Origin of the sequence: Gallaecimonas pentaromativorans (assembly GCF_003751625.1) — a bacterium.
Lineage (GTDB): Bacteria > Pseudomonadota > Gammaproteobacteria > Enterobacterales > Gallaecimonadaceae > Gallaecimonas > Gallaecimonas pentaromativorans.
The window spans coordinates 1-13,818 of sequence record NZ_RJUL01000003.1; the positions used below are offsets into that span (position 1 = coordinate 1).

The window sequence follows — 13,818 nt, forward strand, 5'->3', positions numbered from 1 at the left end:
TCGAGCAGTTGCTCGGCCAGCCGCATTTCCCCTTGGTGTTCGCCGCCCATGGCGCAGTTGAGCAGCAAATGGCTGGTCAGCTCCATCTGACAGACCAAGCGCACCTGCGGGTAGCGCCCTTGCTCGGTGTTATCACCGGTAAAAGCGGCGCGGTTCTCTGCCGTGTCCTGGGCGCGGAACATCACCCCATCCACGGCCAGCAAGTTCAGGCCGCACCAGGTATCGAAAGCATGATGCTGGTAGCTGTGCTGGGCCAATCCTTCAAAAACGGCTCTGACCGGCGCTTCGCCAAGGCGCTGGCGGGCCTGTACCACGGCGCTGGGCGCGAGCAGAGGCTGCTGGTTGGCCAGCAGCACATCCAGGCGATTGGCGATGTGCCACACCGACTCCTGGCGGAACAAGCTCATGCCGATAACGGTCCAGAGCACGGCATCGATGGGTAAACGGCGCCGACGCAACGTGGCAACACCGGTACTGGCAAAGGCTTGTTCGAGCACGGCCGGGTCGAGAAGGGCGGAAAACTGCTCGAGAGAGCGGTACTCGTTGCTGAAGGCAAAAGCGGAGGACAAGGCGGTTTGAAGACGCATAAAAAAATCCGACACCAAGGAGATGTCGGATTTTTCCATCACTAGAGGATCAGTCAAGCGATCGGTCTTAACTGATCAGCATTAGGGCATCAGCCCGCTTTTTCATTCGCCGCCAAGGCTAAAGCCCAAGCGCTTTTTCACCTTCGCCGGCAGCACCGGCAGCGCATGTTTGGGCAACAGATAGGTAGAGATGGCATAGAGGTCGGTAAAGAGCCGGTTGGCTTCGGTGTTGCGGCGCAGGTAGTCCGAACCGCTGGAGCCGCCGGTGCCAATCTTCGAGCCCAGCATCCGCTGCACCATCAGCACATGGCGGTAACGCCAGGCAGTGAACAGCTCGTCGATTTCCATCAGGGTGGTCAGCAGTTGGAAGGGCAATTGAAAAAGGGGCTCGTCCCGGTAGAGGTTGATAAAGAGCGCCGACATCAGGGCGTCGTGGCTGAAATTGAGCTGCCCTTCCTTTAACAGTTGCTGGTAGTGGCTGTCGTCAAAAAGGGCCATAAAGCGGTCGCGGGTGGCGGCCAGCTCTGCCAGTTGGTTATCGCGTTCCTTGCCGTCAAAAGTGGTACGGATAATGGTCTCGTCAGAGTCCAGCATCTCGCTGGCGCCTTTGCGGTAGTGCTCCCAAAAGGCGAAATCTTCAAAATCCAGCAGCGGCAGACGCGACAGCCAGCGGTCCAGCTGCTCGCTCAGGGTCTCCTGCTGCTCCAGGCCCAGCAGGTAGTTGCGGTCCTTATCGTTAAGGCGCGAGTAGAAGAAATCCCGGTCGGCCTGGGTACGCTGGGTGCGGCGCAGCCCAAGCAGAATTTCCAGCTCTTTAAACTGCACCGACTGAAAGCCAGAAGCGGGTACCAGGTAGTCTCGAAATTCCAGGAAGTCCTGGGGCGACATGGTCTCCAGCACCCCAATTTGGTCATTGATGAGCTTTTGAATGGCAGTAAAACGCTTGAGCCGATGCACCACGGTGGCCAGGGCGTTGTCGTCTAAGACCGGCCCGGCAAAGAGCGCCATCACCGAGCGCAGTTCATGGAGCAGCTGCTTGAACCACAGCTCATAAGCTTGGTGGGTAACGATAAAGAGCATTTCATCATGGGCAGGGTTGCCATGTTTTTCGCTCTCCATGGCCTGGGCGTCCAGCAGTTTATTGAGCTGCAGGTAGTCGCTGTAATAGCAGGCATTGAGATTTTTGCGCATAACCTTGTGTGGCCTGTTGTTGTTATCAGGCAGAAGGCTACGTCAGGGATAGGGGTAAGGCAAGGAAGGTGGCTCCCTCTCCAGCCACACCCCGGCACACGAGTCACCTGCTGTGGCTGCTTCCTTCCGGACCTGACCAGGTTCACAGGGTATCGTTGCGAGGGGACCGGAGAGGTCGCCGAGCGCTATTATCCATAGCCCCCTACCCAACAGCAAGGCGCAATGGCTCGTTCGCTCAGAAATCCGGCACTTTTATTAGAAAGCGCCAAAAGCTACACTTTTTAGCAACATATCAATAAGACGCTTGCCCATGGATCTGCCACCACCCTCCGACGTTCCCGTTCAAGAGCTCAGGCTTTGTGTGGCCAAGGCCGCTTTGGATTTCAAGCTGGCCAGTTCCCTGCTTTACGCCATCATCAAGGCCGAAGGCGGCAAAAAAGGCAGCATGAACGTCAACACCAATGGCACCCTCGACCTTGGCGTCGCCCAGATAAACTCTATCCACCTGCCCCAGATGCAGCGCTACTACCCGCACCTGACCTTGCAAAAGCTGGCCACTGACACCTGCACCAACGTCCATGTAGCAGCCCGGCTGTTTCGCAGCCATCTCGACCAAACCGGCGGCGATATCTGGGAAGCGGTGGGCCGCTACCATTCCAAAACCGACAAATACAAAGAGAAGTACCAGCAGCGGGTGGTGAGTTACTGGCTGGAGTTCTCCAAGGCCAAACGCTGATGTGATAAGGTGTCGCCGACTTTTCGGAGAGACCCCATGCAGCCCCTCGTTTATCGCCCCCCACAAGATCCCTTAGCCGTCCTGTTTGAGGACAAGCACCTGTTGGTGGTGGACAAACCCTCGGGGCTGCTGTCGGTGCCGGGGCGCGAGGAAGCGCATAAAGACTCGGTGGTCAGCCGGGTAAGAGTGCGCCACCCCCAGGCCGAGGCCGTGCATCGCCTGGACATGGACACCTCCGGCATCCTGGTGCTGGCCCTTAGTAAAGAAGCCGAACGCAACCTTAAAAACCAGTTTCAGCAGCGCCAGACCCACAAGGGTTACCAGGCGCTCATTTGGGGTTGCCCCGAGGCGCTGTCGGGCAAGGTGGAGCTGCCGCTGGTGTGCGACTGGCCCAACAGGCCCCGGCAAATGGTGTCCTTTGAGCACGGCAAACACGCCCTCACCCATTACAAGGTGACCGAGCAGCAAGGCAGTATCAGCCGGGTGGAGATGACCCCGGTAACGGGCCGCTCCCATCAGCTGCGGGTGCATATGCAGGCGCTGGGCTGCCCCATTATCGGCGACCGCTTTTACGCCGAAGGCGAGGCCTTGGCGGCGGCCGAACGGCTGATGCTCCATGCCCATTGGCTGCAGATCCAGCATCCGGTGAGCACCGACAAACTTAAGCTGGTGGCGCCGCTGCCGTTCTAGCATCAGCCCATAGCGGTTGCACTGCTGTTTTTTTGCCGCCAACATGGGCAAAAACAGCAGGGAAACCACCATGAGCTTTCACTCTTTTATTCCGCCACGTCGTACCCTGATGGGCCCAGGCCCCTCGGATGTTTACCCCAATGTGCTGGCCGCCCTGAGCCGCCCTACCCTCGGCCACCTCGACCCACTGTTCATCGGCATGATGGATGAACTCAAAGCTTTGCTCCAATACGCCTTTCAGACCCGTAACCCCATGACCCTGGCTATCTCCGCTCCCGGCAGTGCCGGCATGGAGGCCTGTTTTGTCAATCTGGTCGAGCCCGGCGAAAAGGTGATTGTCTGCCGCAATGGCGTCTTTGGCGGGCGCATGTTGGAGAACATCAAGCGCCTTGGCGCCGAGGCGGTGGTGGTCGATACCCCCTGGGGCCGGGCCGTGGAGCTCGATAAGGTCAAAGCAGCCATCAGCGCCCACCCCGACGCCAAGTTTCTGGCCTTTGTCCATGCCGAAACCTCCACCGGCGCCCTTAGTGACGCCAAGGCGCTGTGTGCCATGGCCCGCGAAGCCGGCATGCTCAGCATTGTCGATGCCGTTACCTCCCTTGGCGGGGTGCCGGTCAAGGTAGACGAATGGGGCATCGACGCCATTTATTCGGGCAGCCAAAAGTGTTTGTCCTGCGTGCCGGGGTTATCGCCGGTGAGCTTTAGCCCGGCAGCGGTCGAGAAGATAAAAAACCGGCGAAGCCCGGTGCAAAGCTGGTTTTTAGACCAAAGCCTGGTGATGGGGTATTGGGAAGGGGCCGGCAAACGCAGCTACCACCACACGGCGCCCGTCAACGCCCTCTACGCCCTGCACGAAGCGCTGGTGCAGCTGCACAGCGAAGGGCTGGAGCAAAGCTGGCAGCGCCATCGCCAAATGCACGAGCGGCTGGCCGAAGGCCTCGGCGCTTTGGGCCTTGATTTTATCGTGCCCCAAGGCGAGCGCCTGCCCCAGCTCAATACGGTGACCATCCCTCAAGGGATTGACGACGCCGCCGTGCGCGCCACGCTTCTAAATGACTACAACCTGGAAATTGGCGCTGGCCTTGGTGATTTTGCCGGCAAAGCCTGGCGTATTGGCCTGATGGGCTACGGCGCCCGGCGCGAGAACGTCACCCTTTGCTTGGCCGCCCTGGCCGAGGTGCTGAACAAATAACAGTGCCTTAAAGTCCAGGTCCGAAAATGGCGAGCCAGCACCGTGCTGGCTCGCTATCATGGCACCATCCTCAGCGGAGATGGTGTATGCAACTTAACGATGACGCCTGCTACCAGGCCCTTATCAGCCGCGACAGTCGCTTTGATGGCCGCTTTTTTGCCGGCGTACTCAGCACCGGCATTTATTGCCGCCCTGTCTGCCCGGCCCGCAAACCCCTTGCCGAGAACTGCCGTTATTTCAGCAATGCCGCTGCCGCCGAGGCCGCCGGTTTTCGCCCCTGCCTAAAATGTCGCCCCGAGCTGGCGCCAGGCCAGGCCTGGAGCGACGGCGCTGCCATGGTGGCCCGCCGCGCCGAAGAGGCTATCCGGGCTGGCGATTTTCAGGACTTAACCACCCTGGCCGAGCGCCTTGGGGTCACAGACCGGCACCTTCGCCGCGCCTTTGCCAACCGCTTTGGGGTCTCCCCCGTTGCCTACGCCCAAACCCAGCGGCTACTGCTGGCTAAAAAACTGCTGGCCGAAACCACCTTGCCGGTGGTGGATATTGCCATGGCCGCCGGCTTTGGCAGCTTGCGGCGCATGAACAGCCTCTTTGCCGAGCGCTACCAGCTCACGCCCTCCAAGCTTCGCCGCCAAGCCGAAGCGCCGGCGGCCGAGCTTACTTGCCGTCTGGCGTTCAGGCCGCCTCTCGATTGGCAGGCAACACTGGCCTTTTTAAAAAATCGCGCCATCACTGGCGTCGAGAAAATCGAAGCCAATGAGTACTGGCGCACGGTGCGCCTCGATTACCAAGGCAAGATGCACCAAGGCTGGCTGAAGGTGGCGTTGGCTGGCAGCGAACTCACCGTTACCCTCAGCAACTCCTTGATTAAAGCGGTGCCGCCGGTGCTGAGCGCCCTTCGTCACTTGTTCGATCTCGACGCCGATCCGGCCGAAGTGACGGCCAACCTTGGGCCATTGGTTAACAACCCGGGGTTACGCGCCCTCGGGGCCTTTGACGGCTTTGAAATGGCCATACGCGCCATCCTAGGCCAGCAAATCACGGTAGCAGCGGCCAGGACCCTGGCCGGTAGGCTGGCCGCCCTGGGGAGCCCCTGCCCGGATGCACCAGAGGGGCTGAGCCATTGCTTTCCAACGCCGGCGCAAGTGGCGGCATTAAGCCAAGAGCAGTTGGGGCAGATGGGGGTTATCCGCTCGCGAAGCCGCGCCATGCTGGCCTTGGCGAGCGCTGTGACGGAGGGTCTTGAGTTATCGCCTTCGGCCGACATCGACGAGATAACAGCCAAGCTTGAAAGCCTGCCCGGCATCGGCCCTTGGACAGCGAGCTATATCGCCATGCGCGCCTTGCATTGGCCTGACGCCTGGCCTGTGAACGACCACGGCCTCAAAGCCGCCACCGGCCTTGAGAGTCCCAAGGCCCTCGCCCACTACATGAGCGCCTTCAGCCCCTGGCGAGCCTACGCCACCCAGCATTTGTGGAGTCAGTTATGAAAGCCCACCTGAGTCTCGACACTCCCTTAGGAGCACTGCACCTTGTCGCCGAAGCGGGCGCCCTGATTGGCGCCTGGTTTGACGGCCAAAAACACTTCCCGGTGGCGGACGATTGGCAAAGCGCCGGGCAAGAGCCCGTGTTACAAGAAGCGGCCAGCCAGCTTGGCGCCTTTTTTACCGGCCGTCTTACCCACTTCAGCCTGCCGCTGGCGCCGCGCGGCACCGACTTCCAGCGCCAGGTTCGGCAGGCCTTACAACAAATCCCTTTCGGCCAAACCTGCAGCTATGGCGAACTGGCCAGGGATCTGGGTAAACCCAGCGCGGTGCGGGCGGTGGCGGCGGCCAATGGCCGCAACCCTTTGTCGGTGATTGTGCCTTGCCACCGGGTAGTGGGCAGCAATGGCGCCCTTACCGGTTACGCCGGCGGCCTGGAGCGAAAGGCCTGGCTGTTGGCACTGGAGCAAAAAGGCCGCTAAGTGCGGCCTTTTTTCAGCTGTTACCCAGTAACAGCTTTAACCCCAGCGCCGTCATCACGAAACCTGCGGTGCGGTCGATAGCGGTCTTGGCTCGAAGATAAGTCTGGCGGGGCTTTTCAGCCGAGAGCGCGAAGGCCACCAGCAAATACCAGAGGGTATCAACGGTAAAGGCGCAAAGGGGCAACACCGCGTACATCCAGGGAGAGATCTGGGCCGGCAGCAGGGCCGAGAAGACCCCGGCAAAGACGATGGCGGTTTTGGGGTTGGCTAGCTGAGTCAGCAACCCGAACAGCAAGGTTTTGGTTAAACCGCGCTTTTTACCGCTTTTACCGTCAAAGGCCAGCGGCGCCCGGGCGTGGCGCAAAATTTGATAGGCAAGGTAGAGCAGGTAACAGCCGCCACCAATTTTCAGTACCCAGAAGGCCATGGGCACGGCAGCCAACACGGCGTGCAGCCCCAACAACGCCAACAGGGCGAAGACGCCAGCGCCCAGGCCGCTGCCAAGAGCGGTCATAAAGCCATGGCTGCGGGACACCCCAGCTGCAGTGCGGGCCACCACCACAAAGGTAGGGCCCGGGCTCATGGCCCCTATGGCAAGCGCCCCCGTTATCGCCGCAACCGACATTAATTCCTGCATACACAATCCCTCCAGCACCGAACTGCCATTACACCTCAGGGCAGCATAAAAGTCAGGTGGGATTTCCAAAGGAGAGTATTAAAGGGCGCGTGGTGGCACTACCCCACAACAAGTAGCACCAAGCATCGAGGATAAGGTGCCTGCAATCACTTAACGAGGACGGCTCTCGCAATCGCGTTCAATGTGCACAAACTGGCGTTCTTCCTTTACCAGCCAGCCTTGCCTAGCAACGCGCCGAGCCGTATCGGCCAGAAGCTTCAACTCGATGCCCTCAGCCACGATGTCGGCTGCGTCTCCTGCTCGGTAACGATTACCGTGGGCTCCCCCCACGCGCAGATCCTGACACTCACAACGGCTGCTTTCGACTACCCGAATAGGTACAGCCAGCACATCCCTTACCTGTTGCAACAAAAACACCAACTCCGGTGCCACACAAGCCAAACCGCATCCGCAGCGGCATGCAAACTCGGCTCGGCTGAAGTTATTCGTTAGATCGCCCAAAAGTTTCTCGCAAAAAAAAGCCTGCAGAAAACCTGCAGGCGGTGGAATAGGAACGGACACAAACCGAAGCCTTTATACCCGAAGAACCAGCAGGAGGTGAGTGACAAATTGTAGCGAGGTCAGGCCTGTTGCCTACTCCTACAAATGCGCCAGCCAGGATACAAGCGGGCCAGCAGGTTGCAACCATAAAAGGCTGAACATCGAATACAAAAGAAGGCAAGGTTATCGAAACCCTAGCTGTGCATTGCGCCAAGCGAAGTGGGCAACATAGCCGGGATGATGATTTCGCAAATGATGGGGTTTAGAGCGGACAACGAAGGACTGGAGATTGCTGATTCTGCCCCAAATTTGCCCCAAGGAGCTTCCCTAGCACGAAAAAGTCCGATCCCAAGAGCTATTGCGTAGGACCAATGCACCTCCTGTGCTTTGCCCTGCGGCGGTGCCGGTTGCGCCTGCAACCGGGCGAACCCAGGGCTTCGAACCAAGTCCACCCTGCACGGCGTACAAAAGCAAAAAGCCCGTCCAGAGGACGGGCTTTTTGCTTTCAATATGGCGGTGAGGGGGGGATTCGAACCCCCGATACGTTGCCGTATACACACTTTCCAGGCGTGCTCCTTCAGCCACTCGGACACCTCACCACATTGCTTGTTAAGTGCCATCGCACTGCGATTTGCCTCTCAACGGGGCGCTATATTAGGGGCAAGGCCTTGGAGGGTCAACCGCTTTTTCAAGCAAATAAGCGCGTTAGGCGAGGATTTGAGCAAACACCAAAACGCCACCTTGCGGTGGCGTTTTTTCAGGCGTTACCTTTGACCTTGAGTTTGAGGTCGGCGGCAAAATCCAGCATCCGGTTAAGGGGCACCATGGCTTTGTCAGCCAAGGCCGGATCTACATGGATCTCGTGGGGTTGCAGCTGTTCGGCGCTCAGCGATTCGTAAATAGCTTTAAGACCATTCATGGCCATCCAAGGGCAGTGGGCACAGGAGCGGCAGGTGGCGCCGTCACCGGCGGTAGGCGCTTCCACGAACTCTTTGTCGGGGCACAGCTGCTGCATCTTATAAAAGATGCCGCGGTCGGTGGCCACGATAAGCCGCTTGTTGGGCAGGGTTTGGGCCGCCTTGATTAACTGGCTGGTAGAACCCACCGCGTCGGCCATCTCGACAATGCTGGCCGGCGACTCGGGATGCACCAGCACGGCGGCGTCGGGATACAGGGCCTTCATGTCTTTAAGGGCGCGGGTCTTGAACTCGTCGTGGACGATACAAGCGCTTTGCCAGAGCAGCATGTCGGCGCCGGTCTTCTTATTGATGTACCCGCCCAGGTGCTTATCCGGTGCCCAAAGAATTTTTTTGCCTTCGCTGTCGAGGTGCTCAACGATTTCCAGGGCAATGGAAGACGTCACCACCCAGTCGGCCCGCGCTTTTACAGCTGCCGAGGTATTGGCATATACCACCACGGTGTGATCAGGGTGGGCATCGCAAAAGGCGCTGAATTCCTCTGCCGGGCAGCCCAGATCCAAAGAGCAGGTGGCCTCGAGGGTCGGCATCAGTACTGTTTTCTCAGGGCTAAGAATTTTGGCAGTTTCGCCCATAAACTTAACGCCGGCCACAATCAGGGTCTTGGCCGGATGCTCTTTGCCGAACCGGGCCATCTCCAGCGAGTCGGAGACACAACCGCCGGTTTCTTCAGCCAGGGCCTGGATCTCCGGATCGGTATAGTAGTGGGCGACCAGTACCGCATCACGGGCTTTAAGTAGCGCTTTGATACGGGCTTTGTAATCTGCTTTTTGGTCATCGCTCAAGGGTTTAGGCTTGGGCGGGAAGGGTAAATCCAGGTTTACCTGGGGAGTCTGGGTCATAACCTCAAAACCAACTGAGTCTTTGCGTCCGGGCATTATACCCCCACCCCCGGCGATAACAAAAAACCCCGCACAAGGCGGGGTTTCAAATAATGGTGGGTCGTGCAGGATTCGAACCTGCGACCAATTGATTAAAAGTCAACTGCTCTACCAACTGAGCTAACGACCCAAATTGTCTCTTGGGTTTGCAGCAAAGCTGCGCTTTGCCGCCGGGCCAAGCCCCTTGAATGATGGTGGGTCGTGCAGGATTCGAACCTGCGACCAATTGATTAAAAGTCAACTGCTCTACCAACTGAGCTAACGACCCATCTTGTTCTTCATTTACCGTCCAGCGTTGTCAGTCATCCTGACGCTCTGTCCGGCTCGCCGTCCTGCCTCGCGTTCGATGCTGCGTCTTCCTCGCATCTCACCCAACTGAGCTAACGACCCAAATTGTCTCTTGGGTTTGCAGTAAAGCTGCGCTTTGCTGCCGGGCCAAGCCCCTTAAATGATGGTGGGTCGTGCAGGATTCGAACCTGCGACCAATTGATTAAAAGTCAACTGCTCTACCAACTGAGCTAACGACCCATCTAAATTGTCTTTTGTCGCCCTTGGCGTTGCTTCAGAGCCGACTCGGCGTTGCCGATTAAAAAAGCCCGCGCTGGCAGGCTTTTGGGTGTCTGGTGGGTCGTGCAGGATTCGAACCTGCGACCAATTGATTAAAAGTCAACTGCTCTACCAACTGAGCTAACGACCCGACGGGCGCCTATCTTACTGAATTTGCCTGACCGTGCAAGAAGAAAATCACGGCCAGGCATCGATTGCGCAAAAAGCCAACAGGCAGCTTAAAGACTGCCCAAACTGTCCTTGGCCATACGGGCAGAGGTGCTGTCCGGGTACTCTTTGATGACGCGGTTGAAGTAGCTCGATGCCCCCGCTTTGTCCCCTTTCTCCTTGGCGATGATACCGAGCTTGAGCATGGCATCGGCGCGCTTGGTGGAGTTGGGGTAGCGGTTTACAACCACGCTGAAAGATTGGCTTGCCTCATCCAGCTTGCGGTCGCTGTACAGCAACTGCCCCAGCCAGTAATGGGCGTTGTCGATGTAGGAAGATTTCGGAAAATCCTGGATGAACTTTCTGAAAGCATCCGTCGCCTTGGCATAATCCTTTTGCTTGAGCACCAGGCCGACTGCACGGTCATACGCCTCGTTTTCACTCAAGTTATTGGAGTAGTCAGGGGTAGTGGTTACCACTTGCGGTGTTGCGGCTGCAGGCGTGCCACTTGGCGCTGCGGTATCGGTGCCAGCGGCAGGTGCACCGGTTTGCAGGCGGGCGATTTCTTTGTAGATCTCCCGTTGCCTGTCCAGCAGCTGTTGCAGCTGGTGGTCGTGCTCTTCGGTAATGCCACGCAAGTCGCGCAAATCATCCTGCAAAGCACTTAAACGCTGCATCATTTCTAGCTGCGCACGGCTGCGGGATTCAAACTGCGCTTCCAAGCGGGCGACTCGGGACTCCAAATCCCCGCCGGCCTCCACAACGGGCGCCGGCGCCGCGTGAGCGGCGCCGGACAGGCCGACCAACAAGATGACACTTGTCAGCGGTTTCTTCATAACTTAGTAAACCAGTACAGCTCGGCGGTTCTTAGCAAAGGCCGCTTCGGTGTGAGAAGGATCAAGCGGCTTCTCTTCACCGTAGGAGACGATGCTGATCTGGGAGTCCAGCACGCCCAGGCCCAGCAGGTACTGCTTAACGGCTTTGGCACGCTTCTCGCCCAGGGCGATGTTGTACTCAGGGGTACCGCGCTCGTCGGCGTGGCCTTCAATGAGGACCTTAACGTCCGAATGCTCACGCAGGTAAGCGGCGTGGGCTTCGAGCAGTTCGGCGAACTCGGGGCGGATGTCGTACTTGTCGAATTCGAAGTAGATGATGTGCTCGCGGCGCATCTCTTCCATGCGCTGCTTACGCTGCTCTTCGGCGCTCATCACAGGCTCAACAGTACCGGTAACCACTTCTTGCTGCTGGTTAGAGCTGGTTTTAGAAGTTGTTTTATCAGTACCAGAAGTAGAAGAACAGGCTGAGAGGGCCAGGATTGGCAGAGCCAACAGCATCCCTTTCAGAAGTTTATTGTGTTGCATCGTCAGGTCCTTATGTTGTCAATGACTGCAAGTTATTTTTTTACAAAAAGGGTGACCAGGCCGGAGCCTTCACCTGTCCCTGGCGGGCCGGCAAGCGGGCTTTAAAACGCCCATCTACCGACACTAGGCCCAAAACCTTCTGCCCCCGATAGAGCGTGGCATATATGATCATGCTGCCATTGGGGGCCAGGCTAGGCGATTCATCCAATTCTGTCTGCGTCAACACCTGCAAAGCACCGGTTTGCAAATCCTGTCGCGCTATCCGGTAATGTCCCTGGGTACGATTGACCATAATCAGGTATTTGCCATCCGGGCTAATGGAGCCACCCAGGTTTTGCTCACCTTCAAAAGTCAAGCGTTTCACGGCTTTAGTGCCCAAATCTACACGATAAAGCTGTGGACGACCACCCCGCTCCGATGTAAATACCAAAGATTTGGAATCGGGATACCAAGAGGGTTCAGTATCAATAGCGTAATGATCGGTCAGGCGCGTTTCTTGTTTCGTCGCCAGGTCCATAACATAAATTTCAGGGTTGCCATCTTTGGATAAAACCATGGCCATCTTTTTACCGTCTGGTGACCAAACGGGGTTACCGTTAATCATCGGAAACGAGGTTAATTTTTCACGATGTTGGTTATAAAGATCCTGAATGAAAATCTCAGATTTACGGTTTTGGAAAGAAACATAAGCCAATTTGGTTCCGTCTGGTGACCAAGAGGGAGACATCAGCGGTTCTTTGGCCTTGGTGACCATGGTTTCGTTGTAACCATCGTAATCGGACACCATCAACCGGTAGGGGTAAACCGGGTCGGTGTTGTCCACTACCACGTAGGCAATGCGGGTCAAAAAGGCGCCGCGCTCGCCGGTCAGCTTCTCATAGACGATGTCGGAGATGCGGTGGGCATATTGGCGGAACTGGCGGGCGCTGATAACGGCCTGGCGCGACTCCAGCACCGGGCCGGAAGACTTGACCAAGCTGCCGTCTTTGAGGCGCTCCATGTTGCCGCCAATGGCCTGGCCGCGCACCACGTCCACCAAGTCAAAGCTCACCAGGTACTTGTCCTGGCCGTAGGGCTTGACGGTTCCCATCACCACTGCCTCAACCCCTTTGCTGGCCCAGGCCTGATAGTGAATGTTGTCAACCGAGGTGGGCTGCTCCGGCATGGCACTCAGGGCCAGGGGCGAGAACTTGCCGGAGTTGCGAAGGTCGTCGCTTATCACCTCGGCCGGCTGCATTGGCTGGTCGCCGCCTTCAAAGGTAAAGGGCAGTACCGCCACCGGTCGGGCCGTGTCCATCCCGCCGGTAATGACGATGTCCAGGGCAGCACGGGCGCTTAGGCTGATGCTGAGCAGGCCAACAAAGATCACACTGAGAATTCGCACATTTACCTCGTTAGAATTCGGGTCGGTAAGTAATGTTCAGGTTTTTCATCTGGGCAAACACATCCGGGTCCTTGGATACCGGCAGGGTCTGTATTTTCCACAGCGCCCGTTGTACGGCGTCGTACAAAGCCTTGTCGCCAGATAAGTAACGCACGTCCAGCACCAAGCCGCTGGGCGCCAGCTGCACCGCCACTTTTGCTTCTTTTCCGCGCATGCTGTCGTCACGGATAACGTTGCGGTCGATGGCGTCCTTAATCAGCGCCTGGTATTTTTGCAACTCGCTCAAAACCTGTTTTTGCCGGGCAGCGGAACGTTGCGCCGCTTCCTGGGCCATTTGGTCGGCCAGTAGTTTTTCCTGCTCGGCTTTTCGCTTGGCTTCTTCGGCTTGGCGCTTTTTCTCGGCTTCGGCCTTTTTACGGGCCTCTTCTTCTTTACGTTTGCGCTCAGCTTCTTCTTTTTTCCGTTTTTCTTCGGCAGCTTTGGCAGCGGCTTCTTCTTTTTGCCTTTTTTCTTCAGCGGCCTTGGCGGCAGCGTCAGCCTGTTTTTTCTCTTCCAGTTTTTTCTGGCGAGCAATTTCCAGTTCTTTGGCTTTTTGTTGTTCCTGCTGCTGAATACGTTTGGCTTCCTGGGCCTGTTTTTGCGCCTCGACCCGGGCTTGTTCTTCCTGGACGCGCTGCTGCTTGAGCTGGGCTATGCGTTGCTGTTCGGCTTGGCGTTCGGCTTCCAGCTTTTGCTGGCGATCGACTTCAGCCTTGCGCTCGGCGGCCTGGGCCGCCTTGATGCGTTTGACCTGCTGCTCGACAACGGCGCTGTCCACCGCCTTGGCGGTGATGGGCTCGCCCTGGGGCTGGGGCATTTCCGGCGTTTTGGAAAAATCCAGTGACAACCCCAGCAGCGCCAGGATCAGGGCATGTAAACCAATAGACAGCCCGGCCGGCAGCCCCATGCCTTCATTGCGCATC

General features: G+C 57.8%; 14 protein-coding genes, 5 tRNA genes and 1 other RNA gene. 5 read left to right on the forward strand and 15 right to left on the reverse strand.

The window, feature by feature from the left end:
- The 3 genes from EDC28_RS05540 to ffs all read right to left on the reverse strand — a co-directional run.
- The coding region (locus tag EDC28_RS05540; RefSeq protein ID WP_211355720.1) for an IS4 family transposase at window positions 1–644 on the reverse strand (644 nt) is incomplete at its 3' end.
- Window positions 645–689: 45 nt separating this feature from the next.
- Window positions 690–1,778: a tryptophan 2,3-dioxygenase family protein gene (locus tag EDC28_RS05545; protein ID WP_123420943.1), complete on the reverse strand. Its 1,089-nt coding sequence runs from the start codon at window positions 1,776–1,778 to the stop codon at window positions 690–692.
- Window positions 1,779–1,853: 75 nt separating this feature from the next.
- Window positions 1,854–1,950, reverse strand: an RNA gene (ffs, locus tag EDC28_RS05550) — signal recognition particle sRNA small type.
- A 138-nt stretch (window positions 1,951–2,088) separates the two neighbouring features.
- Between ffs and EDC28_RS05555 the strand changes: the two genes are divergently transcribed.
- From EDC28_RS05555 to EDC28_RS05575, 5 genes are all read left to right on the forward strand, one after another.
- Entirely contained in the window at window positions 2,089–2,514 is a 426-nt protein-coding gene (locus EDC28_RS05555) for a lytic transglycosylase domain-containing protein (RefSeq protein WP_123420944.1), read from the forward strand.
- 36 nt (window positions 2,515–2,550) lie between these two features.
- Window positions 2,551–3,204, forward strand: a complete 654-nt coding sequence (locus tag EDC28_RS05560) for an RluA family pseudouridine synthase (protein WP_123420945.1) — start codon at window positions 2,551–2,553, stop codon at window positions 3,202–3,204.
- A 70-nt stretch (window positions 3,205–3,274) separates the two neighbouring features.
- On the forward strand, window positions 3,275–4,396 hold the full coding sequence (locus EDC28_RS05565; RefSeq protein WP_123421230.1) for a pyridoxal-phosphate-dependent aminotransferase family protein: 1,122 nt from the start codon (window positions 3,275–3,277) through the stop codon (window positions 4,394–4,396).
- A gap of 86 nt (window positions 4,397–4,482) precedes the next feature.
- Window positions 4,483–5,886: an Ada metal-binding domain-containing protein gene (locus tag EDC28_RS05570; RefSeq protein ID WP_050657474.1), complete on the forward strand. Its 1,404-nt coding sequence runs from the start codon at window positions 4,483–4,485 to the stop codon at window positions 5,884–5,886.
- Window positions 5,883–6,362: a methylated-DNA--[protein]-cysteine S-methyltransferase gene (locus EDC28_RS05575; RefSeq protein ID WP_123420946.1), complete on the forward strand. Its 480-nt coding sequence runs from the start codon at window positions 5,883–5,885 to the stop codon at window positions 6,360–6,362. Before EDC28_RS05570 ends, EDC28_RS05575 begins: the two co-directional genes overlap by 4 nt.
- Before the next feature lie 13 nt (window positions 6,363–6,375).
- Here EDC28_RS05575 and EDC28_RS05580 read toward each other — a convergent pair whose 3' ends face one another.
- The 12 genes from EDC28_RS05580 to tolA form a co-directional block, all read right to left on the reverse strand.
- Window positions 6,376–6,999, reverse strand: coding sequence for a LysE family translocator (locus tag EDC28_RS05580; RefSeq protein ID WP_050657472.1), 624 nt, complete (start codon window positions 6,997–6,999; stop codon window positions 6,376–6,378).
- 150 nt (window positions 7,000–7,149) lie between these two features.
- On the reverse strand, window positions 7,150–7,560 hold the full coding sequence (locus EDC28_RS20485; protein ID WP_123420947.1) for a D-Ala-D-Ala carboxypeptidase family metallohydrolase: 411 nt from the start codon (window positions 7,558–7,560) through the stop codon (window positions 7,150–7,152).
- A gap of 490 nt (window positions 7,561–8,050) precedes the next feature.
- A tRNA-Ser gene (locus EDC28_RS05590) sits at window positions 8,051–8,138 on the reverse strand.
- A 158-nt stretch (window positions 8,139–8,296) separates the two neighbouring features.
- Window positions 8,297–9,358, reverse strand: a complete 1,062-nt coding sequence (gene nadA, locus EDC28_RS05595; protein ID WP_050657470.1) for a quinolinate synthase NadA — start codon at window positions 9,356–9,358, stop codon at window positions 8,297–8,299.
- Window positions 9,359–9,451: 93 nt separating this feature from the next.
- Window positions 9,452–9,527 (reverse strand) — tRNA-Lys (locus tag EDC28_RS05600).
- Window positions 9,528–9,589: 62 nt separating this feature from the next.
- Window positions 9,590–9,665 (reverse strand) — tRNA-Lys (locus tag EDC28_RS05605).
- 184 nt (window positions 9,666–9,849) lie between these two features.
- Window positions 9,850–9,925 (reverse strand) — tRNA-Lys (locus EDC28_RS05610).
- A gap of 93 nt (window positions 9,926–10,018) precedes the next feature.
- Window positions 10,019–10,094 (reverse strand) — tRNA-Lys (locus tag EDC28_RS05615).
- 88 nt (window positions 10,095–10,182) lie between these two features.
- Window positions 10,183–10,947: a tol-pal system protein YbgF gene (gene ybgF / locus EDC28_RS05620; RefSeq protein WP_123420948.1), complete on the reverse strand. Its 765-nt coding sequence runs from the start codon at window positions 10,945–10,947 to the stop codon at window positions 10,183–10,185.
- Window positions 10,948–10,950: 3 nt separating this feature from the next.
- Window positions 10,951–11,472: a peptidoglycan-associated lipoprotein Pal gene (gene pal, locus EDC28_RS05625; protein WP_050657468.1), complete on the reverse strand. Its 522-nt coding sequence runs from the start codon at window positions 11,470–11,472 to the stop codon at window positions 10,951–10,953.
- Window positions 11,473–11,512: 40 nt separating this feature from the next.
- On the reverse strand, window positions 11,513–12,856 hold the full coding sequence (gene tolB, locus EDC28_RS05630; protein ID WP_050657467.1) for a Tol-Pal system beta propeller repeat protein TolB: 1,344 nt from the start codon (window positions 12,854–12,856) through the stop codon (window positions 11,513–11,515).
- Window positions 12,857–12,866: 10 nt separating this feature from the next.
- Window positions 12,867–13,817 carry a cell envelope integrity protein TolA gene (gene tolA / locus EDC28_RS05635; RefSeq protein ID WP_123420949.1) on the reverse strand — a complete coding sequence of 317 codons (951 nt, stop codon included), beginning with the start codon at window positions 13,815–13,817 and terminating at the stop codon, window positions 12,867–12,869.
- Between the last annotated feature and the right edge of the window lies 1 nt (window position 13,818).